This window comes from Flavobacterium sp. (assembly GCF_035292545.1).
Taxonomy (GTDB): domain Bacteria; phylum Bacteroidota; class Bacteroidia; order Flavobacteriales; family Flavobacteriaceae; genus Flavobacterium.
This window is the reverse complement of the sequence record NZ_DATDPV010000036.1, coordinates 19,843-40,893: the sequence shown is the minus strand read 5'-3', so window position 1 is coordinate 40,893 and position 21,051 is coordinate 19,843. Positions and strand designations below refer to the sequence as shown.

Below are 21,051 nucleotides of genomic sequence, written 5' to 3'. Positions count from 1 at the left end.
CAATGAATTTATTCAACGTTTATCCAGTATATAACATCACACCAACCAAGGCATTAAGCGCAAAAGTTTGGGACGAAAACAACCAGGAATACCTTGACTTCTACGGAGGGCATGGCGTAATTTCTATTGGCCACTCCCATCCTGCTTATGTAAAAGCAATAACGGAGCAGGTTCAAAAAATCGGGTTTTATTCCAACTCTATTTTAAATCCAATTCAGGAAAATTTAGGCAAAAAAATAACTGAAGTTTCAGGTTATACCGATTACTCCTTATTCTTATGCAACTCGGGAGCCGAAGCCAATGAAAATGCTTTAAAACTGGCATCTTTTCATAATAAGAAATCAAAAATTATTGCTTTCAAAAATGCTTTTCACGGGCGTACGTCAGCAGCGGTTGCGGTAACCGATAACCCATCGATTGTCGCTCCAATAAACAATAATCACGAAGTGGTCTTTTTGCCATTGAACGACATTACTTTGGTAGAAACCGAAATCGCTAAAAACAATGTTTGTGCCGTAATCATTGAAGGAATTCAAGGCGTTGGCGGATTGGACGAAGGAACTACCGAGTTTTTTCAAGCGCTTCAAAATAGCTGTAAAGCCAATAACGTGATTTTAATTTTAGATGAAATCCAAAGCGGATTTGGTCGTTCGGGGAAATTCTTTGCACACCAACATAATGGAATTCAACCTGATATTATTTCGATGGCTAAAGGAATGGGAAATGGTTTTCCAATTGGCGGAATACTTATCAGCCCGGAATTTAAAGCTTCTCATGGATTGTTAGGAACCACATTTGGAGGGAATCATTTGGCTTGTGCCGCGGCAATTTCTGTGTTGGAAACGATTGAAAGTGAAAATCTGATGGACAATGTAAACGTCCAAAATGAATATTTCATCAGTCAGATGAAACAATTTCCCGAAATCAAAAAAATCAAAGGAAAAGGATTAATGCTGGGGTTAGAATTTGATTTTGACATCAGCGAATTGCGTAAAAAACTAATTTATGAGGAGTTCATCTTCACAGGAAGTGCGTCGCAAAAAAACTTGTTGCGTATTCTTCCTCCATTGATAATCACAAATTCAGACATTGATTTCTTTGTCAAAGGATTGAAAAAAGCATTAGCAACATTAAATTAAATTAGAATGAAACATTTCACATCAGTAAATCAGATCGAAGATTTGGATGCACTTATATTATTAGCGAAACAAATCAAAGCCAATCCCTATGCCAACAAAGCCATTGGAGAAAACAAAACCTTAGGAATGTTATTCTTCAATCCGAGTTTAAGAACCCGATTAAGCACTCAAAAAGCAGCTGCCAATTTAGGGATGCACTGCATTACGATGAATCTAAACACCGAAGGCTGGAGTTTAGAATTTGAAGACGGTGCCATCATGGACGGAAACAAAGCCGAACATATCAAGGAAGCCGCTCAGGTAATTTCTCAATATTGTGACGTTATTGCGATTCGTAGTTTTCCGTCTTTAACAGATAAGGAAAAAGATGAAGAAGATCAGGTGATTAACTCGTTTGCAAAATATGCTACAGTTCCCGTAATTAGTTTAGAAGGTGCAACAGAGCATCCGTTACAGGCTATTGCCGATATTATAACCATTCGCGAATATCAAACCAAGAAAAGACCAAAAGTGGTTTTAACATGGGCGCCACATCCAAAAGCTTTGCCACATGCGGTTCCTAATTCGTTTGTAAAAATGATGCAATTGGCCGATGTTGATTTCGTAATCACGCATCCACAAGGGTATGAATTAAATCCGGAAGTGACGAAAAATAGCCTGATTAATCATGACCAAAATGATGCTTTCAAAGATGCCGATTTTATCTATGCCAAAAACTGGAGTAATTATAACGATTATGGGCAAATCCTTTCCCGTGATTTGTCCTGGACAGTTAATCCCGAAAAAATGGCGCTGACAAATAAAGCTAAATTTATGCATTGTTTACCGGTAAGAAGAAATCAAATTGTAAGTGATGCGGTGTTGGATAGCGACAGTTCTATTGTAATTCCGCAGGCAAATAACAGAACCTATGCGGCACAAGCCATACTGACAAAAATATTAAGAAATGAAGACTAATAAACTGGCATTAACCATCATTAAAATTGGAGGAAATATAATCGACGATCCGATTTCGTTAGCCAAAGTATTGAATGATTTTTCTAAAATTGAAGGCCCAAAACTATTGGTTCACGGAGGTGGAAAAGAAGCCAGTCGAATCGCTGAAAAATTAGGTCTTAAACCTGAAATGATTGATGGAAGAAGAATTACTGATAATGCAATGCTCGATGTTGTTGTAATGACGTATGCCGGCTTATTAAACAAAAAAATAACGGCGCAACTTATCGCCTTACAAAATCTAGCTATCGGATTGAGCGGTGTCGATGGAAATCTGATTCTATCTAAAAAAAAAGATAACATAGTAACCGATTTTGGATTTGTCGGTGATGTAATTTCTGTGAATAGTGATTTGCTTTTTAAATTAATCGAACAAAATATGGTTCCTGTGTTTTGTGCTATTACACATGATGGAGAGGGTCAGCTTTTAAACACAAATGCCGATACCATTGCCAGTGAACTAGCTATTTCTTTATCTAAATATTACAATGTAAAACTTATATATTGTTTTGAAAAGCAAGGTGTTTTAGCAAATACGGAAGATGAAAATTCCGTTATTTTGAATATTAATCGATCAGATTATAAAGATTTACTCGAAAAAGGCGCCATCCATTCCGGAATGATTCCAAAGCTTGACAATTGTTTTTATGCGTTATCAAAAGGAGTTCAAAATATTATTATTGGGCATCATTCCGTAATTACAAAACAAGATTCCATTTACACAACTATCAGCCTATGAAATCAATCGAAATAGTAACAACCGAAGCCATAACATTATTAAAAAAACTCATTGAAACACCCTCTTTTTCAGGTGAAGAAGATAAAACTGCGGTCTTAATAGCAGACTGGTTCAACGATAATAAAATTCCTTTTGAAAGAGAAAACAATAACATTTGGGCTTATAATTTCCATTTTGACAAATCAAAACCTACATTATTATTGAATTCTCATCATGATACGGTAAAACCGAATCAGGGTTATGCCTTAGATCCTTTCTCGGCAATTGAAGAAGACGGGAAAATTTTCGGATTAGGAAGTAACGATGCGGGCGGTTGCCTGGTTTCGCTATTAGCAACTTTCACTCATTTCTACAAGCAGGAAAATCTATCGCATAATTTAGTACTAGTTGCTTCCGCGGAAGAAGAAAATAGCGGGTCGAAAGGTTTAAACAGTGTACTACAACATTTGCCTAAACTGGATTGCGCCGTTGTGGGGGAACCTACCGAAATGCAATTGGCCATAGCCGAAAAAGGGTTATTGGTTTTAGATGTAATCGTTCCGGGAACAGCCAGTCATGCGGCACATCTTAATAACGACAACCCAATTTATAACGCAATAGAAATCATTGAGTGGTTCAGGAACTATACTTTCGAGAAAGTTTCTGAAATATTAGGTCCTATAAAAATGACCGTTACACAAATCAATGCCGGAAAACAACACAATGTAGTTCCATCGGAATGTCATTTGGTTGTAGATATTCGTGTGAATGATAAATACAATAATCAGGAAATTTTTGAAACTGTTGTCCAAAATGTAAAAGCAACCGTAAAACCACGTTCTATGCACTTAAATGCTTCTTCCATCGATAAAAATCATGGATTAGTACAGGCCGGAATTGAACTTGGACGCACTACATACGGGTCCCCTACGCTATCGGATCAATCGGTTTTGAGTTGTCAATCCTTAAAATTGGGTCCGGGAAATTCATTGCGTTCGCACACTGCTGATGAATTTATTTATATTAACGAAATCGAAGAAGGAATTCAATTGTATATCAAAATACTTTCGGATTTTTTAAATCAAAATAAAACAACAACGCTATGAAACTATGGGAAAAAGGAATTCCGACGGATCAAAAAATAGAACAATTTACCGTTGGAAATGACAGAGAATTAGATGTTATTTTAGCAAAATATGATGTTCTGGGTTCCATTGGACATGCAAAAATGTTAAGTAAAGTAGGTTTGATTACTGAACAGGAAGCAACTGATTTGATTTTAGCATTAGAAAATATTCTTTCTACAATAAAAAATGATTCTTTTGTAATTGAGGATACTTTTGAAGATGTCCATTCAAAAATCGAATACCTGCTTATCGAAAAATTGGGTGATACCGGAAAGAAAATCCATACGGCACGTTCCAGAAACGATCAGGTTTTAGTTGATATGCATTTGTATTTAAAAGATGAAATCATCAATATCAAAGCATTGGTAAAAGAACTTTTTGACCTATTAATGGAATTGGCAGAGAAAAATAAAAACATTTTGCTTCCGGGATATACCCATTTGCAGGTGGCCATGCCATCTTCTTTTGGATTGTGGTTTTCTGCTTATGCCGAAAGTCTGATTGATGATATTACCATGTTAAATGCTGCTTTAAAAATAGTCGATCAGAATCCGTTGGGTTCTGCAGCCGGTTATGGCAGTTCTTTTCCCATCGACAGAACTTTCACGACAGAAGCATTGGATTTTGCAACCTTAAAATATAATGTGGTTGCTGCACAAATGAGCCGTGGAAAATCGGAAAAAACGGTAGCATTTGCGATGAGCAGTGTTGCGGGAACTTTGTCAAAATTAGCAATGGACGTATGTTTGTATTTAGGTCAGAATTTTGATTTTATTTCGTTACCAGGTCATTTAACAACCGGTTCCAGCATCATGCCACACAAAAAAAACCCTGATATTTTCGAATTAATTCGTGGGAAATCGAACAAAATTCAAAGTTTACCTTATGAATTGACCTTAATTACCAACAATTTGCCAAGTGGTTATCACAGGGATTTTCAGCTTTTGAAAGAAGGATTGTTTCCCGCTATTGAAAACCTGAAATCCTGTTTATCAATGGCACATTATGCGATTCAGGATATCAAGGTAAAAGACACGATTCTGAATGATTCCAAGTACAATTATTTATTTACGGTTGATACTTTAAATGAATTGGTCATACAGGGAATTCCTTTTAGAGATGCCTATAAAATGGTTGCGGAACAACTTGAAAGCGGCATCTTTAAAGTTCCTAAAACCACTACACACACGCATGAAGGAAGTATCAATAATTTATGTTTAAAAGAAATCAGACAAAAGATGGATCAATCCTTTTAAAAAAATGGCTCTTGGACTACATTTCAAGAAATTGACTCAAGCGATAAACCTAAATTTTTAGATTTAAAAAAACGCTTTCAAAATTTGAAAGCGTTTTTTGTATAAAATAATTTGTAAAACTTTTACTCATAACTATTTGTTAATAAATATTTTATCATATTCTATATATTTTTTATAGATTTATAGAATACTAATTTTTTTTCCAAAAAAACTATGAAAAAATATCTTATTACAATTTGTTTATTACTCATTGGTTTGGGTAGTTATTCTCAAAATTTATCGGAAGTCAGAAAAATTCCTGTCAAGGGTTTTTATACAAATCCTTTGGTTTCGCCCACTGGAAATTATACTTTATTGACTGGTTTGAATTTTAATGGCGTTTATTTATTGAACATGAAAACCAAAAAGACAACCCAAATTTCCAGAGTTTCGGGAAGTGGTTACGGATATAGTTGGTCAAATGATGGAAAAACCATTTTCTTCAAAGAAAAAAAAGAAAACGATTATGTTGCCAATTCAGAAGTAAAAAGTTATACGATTAAAACAAAGCTGATTAAAAAGCATTTAGATATTAATCATAATTATTTGCCTTCATTTAATGGCCAAGAAAAAGGTACTGGAATTGTGATTTATACCAATTTGTCTACTTTGAAAATTGAAGCGAAAGATTTAAAAACATCAAAATCTTGGGTTGTTACCAATGATGAAGGTCAATTTTACAACGCTATTTTATCAAATGACAAAAAGAAAGTAGCCGTCCATAATGGTTCTGATATTTATGTTTATAATACCGATGGTTCCGGATTAATTACTAAAATCGGAACCGGAATAGCAACTTCCTGGTCAAAAGACGATAAATATCTTATTGGCTTTTTAGACGAAAGTAAAGATGGTCATGAAATAAGCAATTCAGAATTGTATTTATTTAACGCTGCTACTTCAAAAACTACAAAAATCACTAATTCAGAAGAAGTATTTGAAATGTTTCCAAGTTTTTACGATGGAGACAAAATAATTTATGCTGATGATAAAACGGGTCAAATATTTACTTCAAGAATCAAATTATAATATAGCTACTTATGAAAAAAATATACTTATTTTTAATTGTAATCCTGCTCTCTTTTACAGCGAACGCTCAAATTATAGTTATTGATCCGGGTCATGGTTATGGCGCAACAGTGAGTAATAATCCTGACGGAAGAACGGCTATCGAAATTGAAACTTCACTAGAAGTAGGTTTAAGAACCAAAACATTAATCCAAAACAGTTGCACATGGACTGCTCAAATGACACGAACTACCAATTTAAACAGTTGGATTTCCGTGAATCAAAGAGCGCTTATGTCTAACAATTGGAATGCGGATAGATTTTTGAGTATTCACTGTAATGCAGGAGGCGGAACCGGAACAGAAACTTTTTACTGCACCGATAGCGATACCAATACGGCTCCGGACATTGCCTTTGCAACAAAAATTCAGGCCGATATGGTTACAAATGGAGTTTGGAATAACAGAAGATGCGTGGAAGACAATAGTTTTTTAGCTTATCATCTTGGAGTTTTGAGATATTCGTCGGCTACTGCTTGTTTAAATGAAATTGGTTTTGTTGACACGACAACTGATGCTGCAAAATTGACCAGTACTACTTGGAGAGATAAATTTGCTTTAGCTTATTTTAATGCATTCAAATCCAATTTAAATCTTACTTGCAGTGCAGCTATTCCGGGAACATTTTCGTTAACTGCAACTCCGGAATGTTCCTCAACAACCAGTAGAGTAAATCTTACCTGGACGGCTTCGGCAAATGCAACTTCATATGATATTTATAGAAATGGTGCTTTATATACTAATGTGACAGGCACACAATTTATCAATACCGCCGTAACAGCTGGTACTGGCTATACTTATTCTGTAAAAGCAAAAAACACTTCTCCTACTCAAGTCGGAAATTCAAACGGAACTTTGTCTGTAACAGCTATAAATTGTGCTGTTCCCGGAGCATTTACACTTACGCTAACTCCAGAATGTAATGCTACAGCAACCAGTCAAATAAAATTAACCTGGACTGCTTCTGCAAATGCTACGTCGTATGATATTTATAGAAATGGCTCTCTTTATGCAAGTGATATTGTTGGAACTCAATTTTTAAATACCTATTTAATTGCTGGTGGAACTATTTATACCTATTCGGTTAAAGCAAAAAACAATATTGGTCAAACTGCAAATTCAAATGGCACTTTACCAGTAACCGCAATAAGTTGTCCTCCCGGAGCATTTACCCTAACTGCAACTCCAGATTGTGCTACCACTACAAGCAGAATTAATTTGACTTGGACCGCTTCGGCAGGTGCAACAGCTTATGATATTTATAGAAATGGTAATCTTTACGCAAGTAATGTAACCGGTACGCAATTTTTAAATACGTATTTAATTACTGCTGGTTCTACTTATACGTTTTCGATGGTGGCAAAAAATAGCGTAGGAAATACTGCCAACGCTAATGGAACTGTTTCTGCAACGGCTATAAGTTGTATTGGTGCAAGAATTGCTAGTGAAACGGAAACGTATAAAAATGAAATAGCCATTTATCCAAATCCATCCAATGGTGATTTTTATTTAAATATTGATAATGCCCTAAACAAAGTTTTAGATATTACTATTTTTAATCTAAATGGTCAAAATGTTTATACTTCAAAATCAACTTCGTCAGACGAAACATATAATAATCATATCGACATTAAACATCTGCCGAGTGGCATTTATTTAGTTAAAATCGTTGTTGACAGAAAAGAATACAATAAGAGAATTATAAAAAAATAGTTCCCGATTTTACATTAAAATAAAAAGCTCTTGACCGTATTTGAAGAGCTTTTTTTATTATAATTTATTTTTTAAAGTCTCTGCATCAATATCGCTATGCGAAGCATTATAAATTACTTTTTCTTCTTTGATTAAAATTAACTGTGGCGATTGATGTTCCACTTGAAAACGAGTGGCAATTGCATTAGAAATATCCCGAAAAGACAACAAATCCAAAAAATAAATCGTAACTTCATCATCAGTTAAGGCATACTCATTTTCAAACTGTTTCAAAGCCATTCGACTGATACTACACCTTGTACTGTGCTTGAAAATGACCATTGGTTTTTCGTTCGAAGCAACACTAATTTCATTCAACTGATCTAAATCAGTCAATGGAATCCAATTAATTTTTGAAGGTTGATTCTCTTCACTCGAATTACCAAAAAAGTTTTTAAGAATACTCATTTTGTCTTATTTTAGGACATTTTGTCTTTGCAACTGATTCGCAAACAGACATTTTGTCAGATTTTACGTATTGGAATATAAATTGAACTCCTATCAGCAAAGTTAAAACATTACAGCTATGAACTTAAATAATTTTACAATTAAATCGCAGGAAGCCATTCAGCAAGCGCAACAAATTGCTCAAGGCTTTGGTCAACAACAAATTGAGAATGAACATATATTTAAAGGCATTCTGGAAGTTGATGAAAATGTAGCACCATTCATTTTGAAAAAATTGAATGTAAATGTGAATCTGTTCAAACAGATTTTAGACAGTACGGTTCAAAGTTTTCCAAAAGTTTCCGGCGGGGAATTGATGTTGTCTCGTGATGCCAATAATTCATTGCTGGAAGCCAATAATATTGCAAAAAAAATGACGGATGAATATGTTTCGATTGAACATTTAATCATTGCTATCTTCAAATCAAAAAGTAAAGTCGCCCAAATATTAAAAGACCAAGGCGTAACAGAAAAAGCCTTACAAATGGCTATCGATGAATTACGAAAAGGCGAAAGAGTGACCTCCGCTTCGGCAGAAGAAACCTATAATGCTTTGAACAAATATGCCAAAAACCTCAACGAACTAGCAAAAGATGGTAAACTCGACCCTGTAATTGGTCGTGATGAGGAAATTCGCCGTGTGTTACAAATACTAACCCGACGAACCAAAAACAATCCTATGTTAGTCGGCGAACCGGGTGTTGGTAAAACGGCTATTGCCGAAGGATTGGCCCATCGAATTGTAGATGGAGATGTACCCGATAATCTTAAAGATAAAATTATTTTCTCTCTCGATATGGGTGCGTTAATAGCCGGTGCCAAATACAAAGGGGAATTTGAAGAGCGTTTGAAATCCGTTGTGAAAGAAGTAACCTCTGCCGAAGGGGATATCGTTTTATTTATTGATGAAATCCATACATTAGTTGGTGCCGGGGGTGGCGAAGGTGCCATGGATGCAGCAAACATTCTAAAACCTGCTTTGGCTCGTGGTGAACTGCGTGCTATTGGCGCCACAACATTGGATGAATATCAAAAATATTTCGAGAAAGACAAAGCATTAGAACGTCGTTTCCAGAAAATCTTGGTCGACGAACCAGATACCGAAAGTGCGATTTCGATTTTGCGTGGTATTAAAGAAAAATACGAAACCCATCATAAGGTTCAGATAAAAGATGATGCGATTATTGCGGCTGTCGAATTATCGCAACGCTATATCACCAATCGTTTTCTTCCTGACAAAGCCATTGATTTAATGGATGAAGCAGCTTCAAAATTACGCATGGAAATCAATTCTAAACCTCAAGAATTAGACGTTTTGGATCGGAAAATAATGCAATTGGAAATTGAAATCGAAGCCATTAAACGTGAAAAAGACGAAAATAAATTGAAAGTGCTTGGATTGGATTTAGCCAATTTAAAAGAAGACCGTAATGAATTATATGCCAAATGGAAATCTGAAAAAGATGTTGTAGATAACATTCAGGCTATAAAAACTGAAATTGAAAATTTTAAATATGAAGCCGAACGTGCCGAACGCGATGGTGATTATGGGAAAGTTGCCGAAATCCGTTACGGAAAAATCAAAGAAGCACAAGAACGTTTGGATGTTTTACTGAAACAATTACAAGAAAATCAATCGGGAAAATCTTTGATAAAAGAAGAAGTAACACGGGAAGATATTGCCGAAGTAGTGGCAAAATGGACCGGAATTCCAGTTATGAAAATGCTTCAGGGTGAAAAAGAAAAACTCTTAAAACTTGAAGATGAATTACACAGACGCGTCGTTGGTCAGGAAGAAGCAATCGAAGCCGTTAGTGATGCGGTACGAAGAAGCCGGGCTGGATTACAAGACATGAAAAAACCGGTAGGAACCTTTCTATTCTTGGGAACAACTGGTGTGGGAAAAACCGAATTAGCGAAAGCCTTAGCAGAATATTTGTTCGATGATGAAAATGCAATGACCCGAATTGATATGAGTGAATACCAAGAACGCCACAGTGTAAGCCGATTGGTAGGTGCTCCTCCGGGATATGTCGGTTATGACGAAGGGGGACAATTAACCGAAGCAGTTCGCAGAAAACCATACTCTGTTGTGTTGCTCGATGAGATTGAAAAAGCACATCCGGACACGTTTAATATCTTATTGCAAGTATTGGATGAAGGACGCTTGACAGACAACAAAGGACGTTTGGCTGATTTTAAAAACACGATTATCATCATGACATCCAATATGGGAAGCCAGATTATACAAGAAAAATTCGAGAACTTAAAAGGAAATATCGAAGCAGCAACTGAAGCAGCAAAAGCAGAGGTTTTAGGATTGTTAAAACAAACAGTTCGTCCTGAGTTCATTAACCGTATTGATGAAATTGTGATGTTCACACCATTAACCAATAAAAACATCCAGCGAATTGTAGAACTACAGCTGAAATCAGTAACTAAAATGCTGGCACAGCAAAACATCACCATGGATTCTACACCGGAAGCTGTTAAATATTTAGCTAAAAAAGGATATGATCCGCAATTTGGCGCACGACCTGTAAAACGGGTGATTCAGAGAGAAGTATTAAATGAATTATCAAAAGAAATATTAGCCGGAACAATTAAAACGGATAGCGTTATTTTGATTGATGAATTTGACGGAAAATTGGTTTTTAGAAATCAAACAGATTTAGTTTTGCAATAAAAAAGATTTGAAAAGAAAAGGGGTTTAGTACCATTTTAATACTAAACCTCTTTTTTTTAATTAGTTTTTAAATGTTTTTTAGTCGATTCCTTTCAAAATTTCTCCATTAGGATGAACGACTAAACTACGTGTTTCTTTATCTTTTTTAATCTTAAGTTTATACTCTTTTTTAACAATATCGCCATCCTCTTGAGAGTATAGAAATTTGTCGTTTACAATTTTCCAACCAGGGAATGTTTTATAAACAGAGTAAATTACTTCACTTGGAAGTTTTACATTTTTATAATTTTCAACAACACTAATTAATTTTCCATTTTCATTATAAGTTGCTGCCAATAAGCCATTTTTAACTTCCATAGTTACCAAGTACGTATCAAACCCCTCATAATCTTTTCCTAGGTCATAGGAAATGAATTTTTCTTGGAGACGTCTTACTTTTTCATCTGGGTTTCTGTCCGGTAAGTATACAGAAAAATCTTTTCCCGCACTTTTTATTACAACTTCTGGTAATTCTTCCGCTTTCATACTTCCATCACCGCCTTTTTTATCTTGAGAATAAGATAAGGTGGTTAAACCCAAAAAAAACAAAACAATAACAAGTGATTTCATGATATTCTTTCTTAAATTAATATTCAGTTAATGACTATATTATAGAAAAAATTTCTAAGGCTTATTATTTTCTTCCCCTTTTTGTTATTTTATTTTTTTCTATACATAACTGTTTTTCAAAATATTAGCTACTTATTGTTTTAAGTTTACATTTAAAAATATTTATTTGCTTAAGTAAAATTACTATTTTTATTAAGTCTATATAGTTAATTGTTTCAATAAGTTTTGTTAATATAAGTTAGTTTTTTTTCAGTTTTTTTTGCAAGAATATCCACTACGAACCTATGCCAAAGCGAACCAGATAATTGATTCGCAAAAAAAAAAAACACGAACTGAAAGTTGGTGTTTTTTCATTTATAATAAAGTTATAAATTATTTATCTCTCGTAAATAAAAAACTCTGTCCGTTAACTCCCAAAGTAAATTCGTTTTTGCTTTCGTTAAACTGCATTATGAGACCGGCTTGCTCAAATACAAACTTATCTTTCCCTGCAGATTCAAGATGCAATTCTGGCTGACCAGTTGCATTTGCTACAAGCACACCATTATCTTCGGTAAATGTGATTTTTATAGGAATCATTTTACTTGAAAAATTTCCTAAATACCCATCTAAAATAACGTCTTTTTCTAATTCACTCTTACCTGAACTCCAAACATTATTAGCGGGATTTACATCTGGTAAAACGTGATCCGGGTCTAAAGTTATCGTTTCAATTTCTTCAGTTGAAGCCTGCTTGAACGACCAACTGATATTCCGTTCCCAAATTTCAACCGGAAGTTTAACTCTACTTACAGCACCACTTTTATATTTTATATCTAAAATTACCGGCATTGGCATCTTTTCCATATTTTCAATAGAAATAACTGCACCTAATTTTGGATCATTTTTCACATATTTAACTTTAGTTACCGCCTGATCTAAACGCCAGTTGTTTACAAACCAACCTCTCCAAAACCAATTTAAATCTTCACCGGAAACATTCTCCATCGTTCTGAAAAAATCATCCGGAGTAGGATGTTTAAAAGCCCAACGAGCGACATATGTTCTTAAAGCATTATCGAAACGTGCTTCTCCTAATACTTGCTCTCTTAACATAACCAATCCCATCGATGGCTTATAATAGGCTAATATTCCTAAATTAGCTTCCTTCAAACCGTCTGGTGCCGTTATGATTGGTTCTATCTTAAGATTTGTAAATGCTTCAGACATTTGATGCATATCTGTTACTGGAGATTTGTATTCCCCTTTATTAAAATCAACTGAACTCAAAGAGTTAATAAAAGTATTAAATCCTTCATCCATCCAGGCAAATAAACGTTCATTCGAACCTACAATCATAGGAAACCAAATATGCCCAAATTCGTGATCTGTAACACCCCATAAATCGGCTCCTTTAGATTCCCAACTGCAAAAAACAATTCCAGGATATTCCATTCCGCCTTCATTCCCTGCCACATTTACTGCTGCTGGATAAGGATATTCAAACCATCTTTTAGAATAATTTTCAATAGATGCTTTGGTATATTCTGTAGAACGCTCCCATGCATTACCACCGTTACTTTCAACAGGATAAGCCGAAATTGCCAACGATTTTTTACCACTTGCCAAATTGATTTTAGCTGCATCTATAATAAATGCTGCCGAAGATGCCCAAGATACATCACGGGAGTTTTTCATTTTAAATTTCCAAGTCAATGTCGATTTTCCAGACGGACGAGACGTTGCATTCGTCACTTCTTCAGCAGAACGAATAATAACCGTTTTATCGCTATTTGCAGCTGCTGTCCAACGTTTTTGTTGCTCTGTAGTGTAAACTTCGGCAGGATTTTGTAATTCACCAGAACAAACTACGATATGATTTGCCGGTGCTGTAATATTTACATCAAAATCGCCATATTCAAGATAGAACTCTCCTGCGCCTAAATACGGAAGTGTATTCCATCCCTTCACGTCATCATAGACGCACATACGTGGATACCATTGTGCTATTGTGAAAATTTTTCCATTTTTTGTATCTAAAACGCCTGTTCTGTCCGAACCGTATTTTGGAGAAATATAAGAAAAATCAATTTTTAGTTTTACAGTTGCACCGTTAGCATTCAATTCCTGAGGAAGAAAAATTTGCATTCGGGTATCAATAATTTCGAATTTCACTTCTTTCTCGATAGATTTTCCGCCGATAATAGAAACCACTTTTATCGATTTTATTTTATGACCTCCGTCAAAAACTTCTCCTCTTGCTCCATTACGGCTTCCGGTTACAGGAATTACCGCATTACCGCGAGAGTCTTTTTTGAAAAGATTTTGATCAACGTTCATCCATAAAAATGATAATTTATCGGGGCTGTTATTGGTGTAAGTCAGTGTTTCAGTTCCAATAATCTCATTGGTTTGATCATTTAATTTTGCAGTTAACTGATAATCCGCTCTGTTTTGCCAATATTTAGCACCTGGCTGACCGCTTGCTGAACGTGTGCTTGTTCCATTTTTGGTATAAAAAAGTGGTGCAAAAGCATCATGATAATTGTAATTGGAAGCCGATGGATTTGCTGATGCAGCAGTTGGAGTTTGTTGTGCCTTTAGTGACAATGCTCCTAAGAATAAAGCCAAAACCAAATTGGCTTTAAAAAAATTGTTTTTCATATAGTTTATTTTGATTGATAATAGTTTAAGACTCGTTTTTCTATATTTTGTTACAAAAATTTCGCTTTTTTGGTCAAAATTAATTCAACTAAAAAAGACAAAAAAAAAAAAACACCAACGAAAGTTAATGTCTTTATTCAAACTTTTATAATGCTAAACTGTTTTATATATTCTGTTTATCGGAATACCAACACCCTGCTTTAAGATTACTCTTTTATCAGTTACTCCCCAAACGGTAGTTTCAACTACCTTTTTAGATTCATTGTCCTCAAAAAATATTTTAATTTTAGAATGTTCTAAATTACCCAATGAAAGTGCTCTTTCTAACTCTGAATTTCTTTGCTGAATTTCATCTTTATCTTCGAGAACATCGGTTTTTGGAAAATGAAGTGTTTCAATTACTTCTTTTTCAATGATTTCGAATTTTGTATTCATAATAGTTTTAGTTAAATTTTTAATAAAAGATAAGCGGTTAAAATAAAATTAATGAAATATATTTACAAATCAACACAAATAGCCTTAAATTTAAAATTACCTTGATAACAACACTTTCGAATTCCAATTTAATTGCCACAATAAACCATAAAGGTGCCGAATTAGTTTCTTTACTAAATAGTTCTGAAATAGAATATATTTGGGATGGAAATTCCGCTTTTTGGGGCAAACACTCCCCTGTTTTATTTCCAATTGTTGGAACTTTAAAGAACAATCAATACGAGTATAATGGAAAAACTTATTCTTTATCCCGCCATGGTTTTGCTCGAGATATGGAATTTGAATTAATCGAAAATTCCAAGAATCATGTTGTTTTTTCATTAACTCATTCTGAGGAAACGTTGCGATGTTATCCTTTTGAATTCGAATTGCAAATACATTATATACTACTCGATAATGATTTAGAAATTGTCTATCACGTCATTAATAAAAACTCGTTTGCAATGCCTTTTTCTATTGGTGCGCATCCGGCATTTGCTTTATCAAAAGCTTTTGATGATTATCAGATTCTATTTGAAAAAGAAGAAAAACTAGTCGTTTATCCGCTTGAAAATGATTTGATTTCTGATAAAACGATTGAATTACCAATGATAAAAAACACACTGCCTCTTACCTATTCTTTGTTTAAAAATGACGCTCTAATTTTAAAAAAAATACAGTCCAAATATGTTGATATTATAGAGAAAAATATACCGCTGCTTCGTATCAGATTTGATGATTTTCCGTCTTTGGGCATTTGGACAAAAAACAATGCGCCATTTATTTGCATTGAACCTTGGTTAGGTTATTCCGATACAATCGAAAAATCGGGTAATTTGTTTGAAAAAGAAGGCATTCAAATTCTGAATTCCGGAGAAAAATTTGAAGCAAAATTCAACATTGAAATTTTCTAATCAATGAAAACAATTTTCTATATTTGGAAAATGAACTAAAAGCAACTAAAGTTCGTATATAAATAAAACTTTCTATATTTAAAATCCCCTTATGCGCAATTTACTTCTTCTGTTAACTTTAATAATTTTGTTAACAGGATGTTCCAGTTCTAAAATAACACTAGATTACGTTTTCCCATCTAAAAAAGAAAAAAGCCAATATATAGACTCCTATAATCTAACACTAAAATTATGGGATGTTCCTTTTGAAGAAATTGATGTGCTAACCAGTTACGGACTAGCCCACGTCATTATCTGCGGACCAAAAACCGGCGAGCCTGTAATTTTGTTTCATGGCACTGATGCGAGTTCTACCATGTGGTTTCCCAATGTAAAAGAATTTAGTAAAGAACATCGAGTTTATGCAATCGATTTTCCTTTAGAAGCTGGAAAGTCAGTAGCAAACCGCATTAAATTGACTAATAAAGAAACCGGTATTTTTTATAATGAGATTTTTGATCATTTTCAGATGGAAAATATTAATTTGGTGGGTGTGTCAAGAGGTGGATGGATGGCAACCTATTTAGCGGTGCAGCCTGACAACAAAATCAAAAAACTGATTTTACTAAGTCCGGCTCAAACTTTCGGCGGAATTCAAAATTTAGGGAAAGTGCTTTCCGGACTAGTTCTTAAATTATATCCTAGCGAAAAAAGTCTTACGAAATTTTTTAAGTCCTTTTCATCCGAACCGGATAAAATTGACAGTCTGTTTAAAAACCAACTTTTTCTGGCTTACAAATATGGAAACAGCAAACCTCGATTGTTAGATATGACCCGATTTTCTGAAAAGAATTTAAGGTCATTAAAAATTCCTGTAATGGTTTTGATTGGCGATCAGGATATAGTAAATGATGAGAAAATATTCGTAAAAGCACACAAATTTATTCCAAATGTAGAAACTGCGGTTATCAAAGATGCCGGGCATTTCTTAAGTATCGATCAGTCGGAAATTATAAATATAAAAGTTGTTGAATTTTTAAATAAGAATTAAAATGTTAACTATAAACTTCACTCCTTTTCCTAATCTTGAAACCGAACGATTGCTTTTAAGACGTGTCGATAATAATGATGTAAACGAAATTTTTACCTTACGTTCTAATGTCGAAACCATGAAATATATCCCAAGGCCTTTAGTGAAAAGTATTGAAGATGCTTTGGAACATATCGCCATGATTGATTCAAAAATTGAAGCTAACGAAGGAATTAACTGGGCCATTACATTAAAAGGTAATCCGAAATTAATCGGAATAATTGGTCATTACAGAATAAAACCCGAGCACTTTCGTGCAGAAATTGGCTATATGCTGCTTCCTGAATTTCAGGGAAAAGGGATTATTTCAGAAGCTATTAAAAAAGCAGTTGATTATGGATTCAATGTAATGGGACTCCATTCTATTGAAGCTATCATTGACCCTGAAAATACAGCTTCGGCTATCGTTTTAGAAAAAAATAATTTTGTAAAAGAAGCCCACTTAAAGGAAAATGAATTTTATGAAGGTCGGTTTTTGGACACCGTTATTTATTCTCTTTTAAATAAATAAAAGCTATTTATCCTCAAATTTAGGCAAAGTTCTCAAATACAATTCCTCCACTTTTTTTCTGGCCCAATCTGTTTTTCGTAAAAAAGTCAGACTGGATTTAACACTTGGCTTATCAGTAAAACATTTGATTTTTATCAGTTCGCCTAACGTATCAAATCCGTAATAATCGATCAATTGTTCCAAAATTCTTTGAAGCGTAATTCCGTGAAGCGGATCTTTTGATTGGTTATCTTTCATGACGCAAAAATAGTGTTTAGTTATTAGTAACCATAAAAAAGCCATCAAAATTTACTTCTGATGGCTTTTTGTATTATTTAAACATCGATTATTGAACGGCTAACAAAGCATTAATATTTCCGTAACCAAAATCTGCATTTTTATTTGGGTAAAAACTTGCCGATTGTTTCATTTTTGTTAAAACCTGATCTTTGGTCCACGTTGGATTTTTTGACCAAACTAAAGCTGCAATTCCGGCAGTGGTAGCCGTTGCAACAGATGAACCGCCTACATAATCTGATTGATTATCATAATAACTACCAACGGGAACCGTATTTCCGGAAACTGTTCTTTCCATTACTACAGTAAAATCTATTTTTCCGCCCGTGTGACATACATCACACTTTTGATAGACCGAACCTTCTTTAACTCCGGTTACAGCAACAGTTTCTGCCATCCAGGCTGGAAAAATTACTCCCACAAAGTTGGTAAAACTAGTTGACGTTCCGCCTGCACAGAAAATCAATTTTCCTTTGCTGTAAGCATATTTTATTCCGTCTTCAATTTTACCAACTGAGAAAATATGTCCCATTGACATGGAAATAATTTTAACATTAGCATTATTTGCCAAAGCTGTAAAAGCATTTTTCACACCATTTTGTTCGTGATATCCATCTAAAACTACATTCAACGCCGCACGATAAGTAACTAAATTTGCATTGTAAGCAACACCAACAGGCATGCCATTGTCATTTCTAGGGGCAGCAGCAACTGAAGACATGCTTGTCCCGTGGCCACATTGATCACTTGAACCATCGGTTGTTGTACTCCAAGGCCAAATAGAATCTACATAAGTTCCATACTTTTGGATTGTTCTTCCTGTTGAAAATCCATCATTAAAACTCGACCCTAATAATGTTTGATTTGGGGAAACTCCGGTATCAATAATTCCAATGGTAATTCCTCTTCCGGTACTATAATTCCATGCATTTGGAATATTGTGCTGATAGAATGTCCAAGGAGCTTTTGCATTTGGAGTTATTGTAGTATAATCAACGGAACTTAATATTGAAGTATCAAAACCACAACCAGAACCGGAACTTGAATCGGAACGACTTTCTGCATTTTTTATTTCAAAATATTTGTAATCTCCAGGTTCGATATAACGAATAAATTTACTGTTTCTCAGGGCAATTATAGTTTCTTGTTTTGAGATAATAACATCAATCAAATTTAAATATTCATCAGCAGAAATAAGGGTTTTCTCTAAACTTGCTCCTTCATATTTCATAATTAAACCCAATAAATCGTTTTGAATATCTGCATTACTATACGATTTTGCTCTTTCAATATCTTTGTTTGAATTTCCAAATCCTATTGTAATAACATTTTCTCCACGAACTGCCGCACTCCAAAGCAAATGATTTGAGGCTTCATTCCAGTTAAACGAACCTTTGGTTGCTATAGCTTCGTCTATTTTCGCATTAATTTCTTTTGCTGTCAGAGGCTCTTTTTGAGAGGCATCAATAATAATATTACTTTCTTGAACTGCGTCCTCTTTGGTACAAGACACAATAAGTAAAAACGAAATAACAGATAATTTTAGTAATTTTTTTGTCATTTTTATACAATTTTAGCGTTTGAATTACGAATATAATAATAATTTAAATGTCAGCACTTTTTTATTATAAAATAACTTTCAACTTTTATAAAATTAATATTCGTTTTTGAATTATTTTTTGTTGAATAAATAGTTTGTACATTTGCATTCCTATGCTAAAAACAATCAACATACTAAACAAAAGAGCCCGATTCGATTACGAAATAATTGAAAAATTTACGGCTGGTATTGTTTTGGCCGGAACTGAGATTAAATCTATTCGTTTAGGAAAAGCCAATATCACTGAAAGTTTTTGTGAATTCAGCAATAACGAGTTGTTTGCTATTAATACTTACATAGAAGAATATACTTTTGGGAATCAATTCAACCACAAAGCAAGAAGCGAACGCAAGCTTTTATTGAATAAAAAAGAATTGAAAGGGTTGCTAAAAAGTGTTCAGGCCAAAGGATTAACCATTGTTCCTCTTAAGTTATTTACCAACGAAAAAGGAATGGCCAAACTCGAAATTGGACTTTGCAAAGGAAAGAAAACCTACGACAAACGCGAATCTCTAAAAGAGCAAGACACAAAGCGTGATCTAGATCGAATCAAAAAATCATTTTAAGTTGTAATTTTTAGGTTAAAATTGGAAATGTTTTTTTTTTATCAAAAAATTATGACTAAATTTGTCAAGACAATTTTAAACATCCTCGAAAATGAAAACACTACTCAAAAATGCAAGAGAGCAAAAAGGATTAAAAACGAGAGAAGTGGCTCAACTTTTAGGAATTGATCAGGCTTTAATCAGTAAATTCGAAAGCGGAACAAGAAAACCTACCAAAGAACAAATTATAAAATTAGCTTCACTTCTTGAAATCGATTTTGAAACGATAATGGTAGCCTGGCTAAAAGAAAAAATTCTTTATGAAATTGGTCAGGACGAATTTGCCTTAAAAGCCTTAAAAGTTGCCGAAGATGAAATTAAATATGTAAGAAGTTCTTCATCTAAAAAAATTTCAAAAACATTGCAAACTATTCTAGATGAAATCGATGTTTTAAAAGCAAAATTAGATACTTTTCGTCAGTTTGACAGTTTTAGAATTGCCCAAGCTTTAGAATTGGAATATACTTTTGAAAGCAACCGTATCGAAGGAAATACTCTGACGCTTCGTGAAACCGATTTGGTTATAAATGAAGGTTTGACCATTTCCGGAAAAAGTATGCGCGAACATCTCGAAGCGATTAATCATCAGGAAGCTATTGGTTACATCAAGCATCTGATGGAGAAAAATACTTCTTTGAATGAACGTGAAGTTTTATCTATTCATAATCTGATTTTGAGAGGTATTTATCCTGAAGACGCCGGTCGTTATAGAAAAGTGCAAGTCATGATAAAAGGAAGTTCCTACATGCCGCCACAACCTTTTATGGTCAGTAAAGAAATGGAAGATTTTTTCATTTGGTATGAAACTTATAAAAACAGTTTGCATCCCATCGTTCTGGCTGCCGAAATGCACGAACGTTTGGTTACTATCCACCCATTTATTGATGGAAACGGGAGAACTTCTCGTTTGGTAATGAACCTGATTTTATTGCAACATGGTTATATCATTGCCAATATCAAAGGCGATTATGATTCCAGAATGCAATATTATCAAACATTAGAAACGGCTCAAACAAAAAACAATAAAGAAGATTTCTTATTGTTTATTGCTCAAATTGAGAAAGAAAGTTTGGAGCGTTATATTGGAATTATTGGTCAATAAAAAACCCATTCGATTGTGAAT

The 21,051-nt window shown here is 34.2% G+C and carries 19 protein-coding genes; 13 read left to right on the top strand and 6 right to left on the bottom strand.

Going from position 1 to position 21,051, the window contains the following annotated elements:
- The first annotated feature begins 2 nt into the window (after positions 1 to 2).
- From VI621_RS05890 to VI621_RS05860, 7 genes are all read left to right on the top strand, one after another.
- Positions 3 to 1,139 (top strand): aspartate aminotransferase family protein, encoded by a 1,137-nt coding sequence (locus tag VI621_RS05890; protein ID WP_324217455.1) that lies wholly within the window; start codon positions 3 to 5, stop codon positions 1,137 to 1,139.
- A gap of 6 nt (positions 1,140 to 1,145) precedes the next feature.
- Positions 1,146 to 2,096, top strand: a complete 951-nt coding sequence (locus VI621_RS05885) for an N-acetylornithine carbamoyltransferase (protein ID WP_324217454.1) — start codon at positions 1,146 to 1,148, stop codon at positions 2,094 to 2,096.
- Positions 2,086 to 2,874, top strand: a complete 789-nt coding sequence (gene argB / locus VI621_RS05880) for an acetylglutamate kinase (protein WP_324217453.1) — start codon at positions 2,086 to 2,088, stop codon at positions 2,872 to 2,874. The genes VI621_RS05885 and argB overlap by 11 nt, the downstream gene beginning before the upstream one ends.
- The gene (locus tag VI621_RS05875; RefSeq protein ID WP_324217452.1) at positions 2,871 to 3,959 is read left to right on the top strand and encodes a M20 family metallo-hydrolase; all 1,089 of its coding nucleotides are present in this window, start codon (positions 2,871 to 2,873) and stop codon (positions 3,957 to 3,959) included. Before argB ends, VI621_RS05875 begins: the two co-directional genes overlap by 4 nt.
- Positions 3,956 to 5,236: an argininosuccinate lyase gene (gene argH / locus VI621_RS05870; protein WP_324217451.1), complete on the top strand. Its 1,281-nt coding sequence runs from the start codon at positions 3,956 to 3,958 to the stop codon at positions 5,234 to 5,236. Before VI621_RS05875 ends, argH begins: the two co-directional genes overlap by 4 nt.
- A 213-nt stretch (positions 5,237 to 5,449) precedes the next feature.
- Positions 5,450 to 6,304 (top strand): hypothetical protein, encoded by an 855-nt coding sequence (locus VI621_RS05865; RefSeq protein WP_324217450.1) that lies wholly within the window; start codon positions 5,450 to 5,452, stop codon positions 6,302 to 6,304.
- 11 nt (positions 6,305 to 6,315) lie between these two features.
- Positions 6,316 to 8,055 (top strand): N-acetylmuramoyl-L-alanine amidase, encoded by a 1,740-nt coding sequence (locus tag VI621_RS05860; protein WP_324217449.1) that lies wholly within the window; start codon positions 6,316 to 6,318, stop codon positions 8,053 to 8,055.
- Positions 8,056 to 8,112: 57 nt separating this feature from the next.
- On the opposite strand, the gene ytxJ is transcribed toward VI621_RS05860, so the two are convergent.
- Positions 8,113 to 8,502, bottom strand: a complete 390-nt coding sequence (gene ytxJ, locus VI621_RS05855; protein WP_324217448.1) for a bacillithiol system redox-active protein YtxJ — start codon at positions 8,500 to 8,502, stop codon at positions 8,113 to 8,115.
- Between the two features lie 118 nt (positions 8,503 to 8,620).
- Here ytxJ and clpB point away from each other — a divergent pair, with 118 nt between their 5' ends.
- A complete protein-coding gene (gene clpB, locus VI621_RS05850) occupies positions 8,621 to 11,227 on the top strand; it encodes an ATP-dependent chaperone ClpB (RefSeq protein WP_324217447.1) in 2,607 nt (868 codons plus the stop codon).
- Positions 11,228 to 11,305: 78 nt separating this feature from the next.
- On the opposite strand, the gene VI621_RS05845 is transcribed toward clpB, so the two are convergent.
- The 3 genes from VI621_RS05845 to VI621_RS05835 all read right to left on the bottom strand — a co-directional run bounded on the left by VI621_RS05845 (position 11,306) and on the right by VI621_RS05835 (position 14,914).
- Positions 11,306 to 11,836, bottom strand: coding sequence for a hypothetical protein (locus VI621_RS05845; RefSeq protein WP_324217446.1), 531 nt, complete (start codon positions 11,834 to 11,836; stop codon positions 11,306 to 11,308).
- 372 nt (positions 11,837 to 12,208) lie between these two features.
- A complete protein-coding gene (locus VI621_RS05840) occupies positions 12,209 to 14,479 on the bottom strand; it encodes a M1 family metallopeptidase (RefSeq protein ID WP_324217445.1) in 2,271 nt (756 codons plus the stop codon).
- 153 nt (positions 14,480 to 14,632) lie between these two features.
- Positions 14,633 to 14,914 (bottom strand): hypothetical protein, encoded by a 282-nt coding sequence (locus VI621_RS05835; protein WP_324217444.1) that lies wholly within the window; start codon positions 14,912 to 14,914, stop codon positions 14,633 to 14,635.
- A gap of 101 nt (positions 14,915 to 15,015) precedes the next feature.
- Here VI621_RS05835 and VI621_RS05830 point away from each other — a divergent pair, with 101 nt between their 5' ends.
- The 3 genes from VI621_RS05830 (at position 15,016) to VI621_RS05820 (ending at position 17,447) form a co-directional block, all read left to right on the top strand.
- On the top strand, positions 15,016 to 15,867 hold the full coding sequence (locus tag VI621_RS05830) for an aldose 1-epimerase family protein (protein ID WP_324217443.1): 852 nt from the start codon (positions 15,016 to 15,018) through the stop codon (positions 15,865 to 15,867).
- Positions 15,868 to 15,958: 91 nt separating this feature from the next.
- On the top strand, positions 15,959 to 16,897 hold the full coding sequence (locus tag VI621_RS05825) for an alpha/beta hydrolase (protein WP_324217442.1): 939 nt from the start codon (positions 15,959 to 15,961) through the stop codon (positions 16,895 to 16,897).
- A 1-nt stretch (position 16,898) separates the two neighbouring features.
- Positions 16,899 to 17,447: a GNAT family protein gene (locus tag VI621_RS05820; protein ID WP_324217441.1), complete on the top strand. Its 549-nt coding sequence runs from the start codon at positions 16,899 to 16,901 to the stop codon at positions 17,445 to 17,447.
- Between the two features lie 3 nt (positions 17,448 to 17,450).
- Here the strand turns inward: VI621_RS05820 and VI621_RS05815 are convergent, their stop codons facing one another.
- Together VI621_RS05815 and VI621_RS05810 are read right to left on the bottom strand one after the other, a co-directional pair.
- Positions 17,451 to 17,684 carry a VF530 family protein gene (locus tag VI621_RS05815; protein ID WP_324217440.1) on the bottom strand — a complete coding sequence of 78 codons (234 nt, stop codon included), beginning with the start codon at positions 17,682 to 17,684 and terminating at the stop codon, positions 17,451 to 17,453.
- Positions 17,685 to 17,772: 88 nt separating this feature from the next.
- A complete protein-coding gene (locus VI621_RS05810; protein ID WP_324217439.1) occupies positions 17,773 to 19,284 on the bottom strand; it encodes a S8 family peptidase in 1,512 nt (503 codons plus the stop codon).
- 152 nt (positions 19,285 to 19,436) lie between these two features.
- On the opposite strand from VI621_RS05810, the gene smpB reads away from it, so the two are divergent.
- Positions 19,437 to 19,889, top strand: coding sequence for an SsrA-binding protein SmpB (smpB, locus tag VI621_RS05805; protein ID WP_324217438.1), 453 nt, complete (start codon positions 19,437 to 19,439; stop codon positions 19,887 to 19,889).
- A 91-nt stretch (positions 19,890 to 19,980) separates the two neighbouring features.
- Positions 19,981 to 21,030: a Fic family protein gene (locus VI621_RS05800; protein ID WP_324217437.1), complete on the top strand. Its 1,050-nt coding sequence runs from the start codon at positions 19,981 to 19,983 to the stop codon at positions 21,028 to 21,030.
- The last annotated feature ends 21 nt before the right edge of the window (positions 21,031 to 21,051 follow it).

Coding starts and splice junctions, on each gene's coding strand:
- smpB (WP_324217438.1), top strand. CDS start 19,437: ATGCTAAAAACAATCAACATACTAAACAAAAGAGCCCGATTCGATTAC.
- VI621_RS05810 (WP_324217439.1), bottom strand. CDS start 19,284: ATGACAAAAAAATTACTAAAATTATCTGTTATTTCGTTTTTACTTATT.
- VI621_RS05840 (WP_324217445.1), bottom strand. CDS start 14,479: ATGAAAAACAATTTTTTTAAAGCCAATTTGGTTTTGGCTTTATTCTTA.
- VI621_RS05815 (WP_324217440.1), bottom strand. CDS start 17,684: ATGAAAGATAACCAATCAAAAGATCCGCTTCACGGAATTACGCTTCAA.
- VI621_RS05865 (WP_324217450.1), top strand. CDS start 5,450: ATGAAAAAATATCTTATTACAATTTGTTTATTACTCATTGGTTTGGGT.
- VI621_RS05820 (WP_324217441.1), top strand. CDS start 16,899: ATGTTAACTATAAACTTCACTCCTTTTCCTAATCTTGAAACCGAACGA.
- VI621_RS05890 (WP_324217455.1), top strand. CDS start 3: ATGAATTTATTCAACGTTTATCCAGTATATAACATCACACCAACCAAG.
- clpB (WP_324217447.1), top strand. CDS start 8,621: ATGAACTTAAATAATTTTACAATTAAATCGCAGGAAGCCATTCAGCAA.
- VI621_RS05845 (WP_324217446.1), bottom strand. CDS start 11,836: ATGAAATCACTTGTTATTGTTTTGTTTTTTTTGGGTTTAACCACCTTA.
- VI621_RS05885 (WP_324217454.1), top strand. CDS start 1,146: ATGAAACATTTCACATCAGTAAATCAGATCGAAGATTTGGATGCACTT.
- VI621_RS05860 (WP_324217449.1), top strand. CDS start 6,316: ATGAAAAAAATATACTTATTTTTAATTGTAATCCTGCTCTCTTTTACA.
- argB (WP_324217453.1), top strand. CDS start 2,086: ATGAAGACTAATAAACTGGCATTAACCATCATTAAAATTGGAGGAAAT.
- argH (WP_324217451.1), top strand. CDS start 3,956: ATGAAACTATGGGAAAAAGGAATTCCGACGGATCAAAAAATAGAACAA.
- VI621_RS05875 (WP_324217452.1), top strand. CDS start 2,871: ATGAAATCAATCGAAATAGTAACAACCGAAGCCATAACATTATTAAAA.
- VI621_RS05835 (WP_324217444.1), bottom strand. CDS start 14,914: ATGAATACAAAATTCGAAATCATTGAAAAAGAAGTAATTGAAACACTT.
- VI621_RS05800 (WP_324217437.1), top strand. CDS start 19,981: ATGAAAACACTACTCAAAAATGCAAGAGAGCAAAAAGGATTAAAAACG.
- ytxJ (WP_324217448.1), bottom strand. CDS start 8,502: ATGAGTATTCTTAAAAACTTTTTTGGTAATTCGAGTGAAGAGAATCAA.
- VI621_RS05825 (WP_324217442.1), top strand. CDS start 15,959: ATGCGCAATTTACTTCTTCTGTTAACTTTAATAATTTTGTTAACAGGA.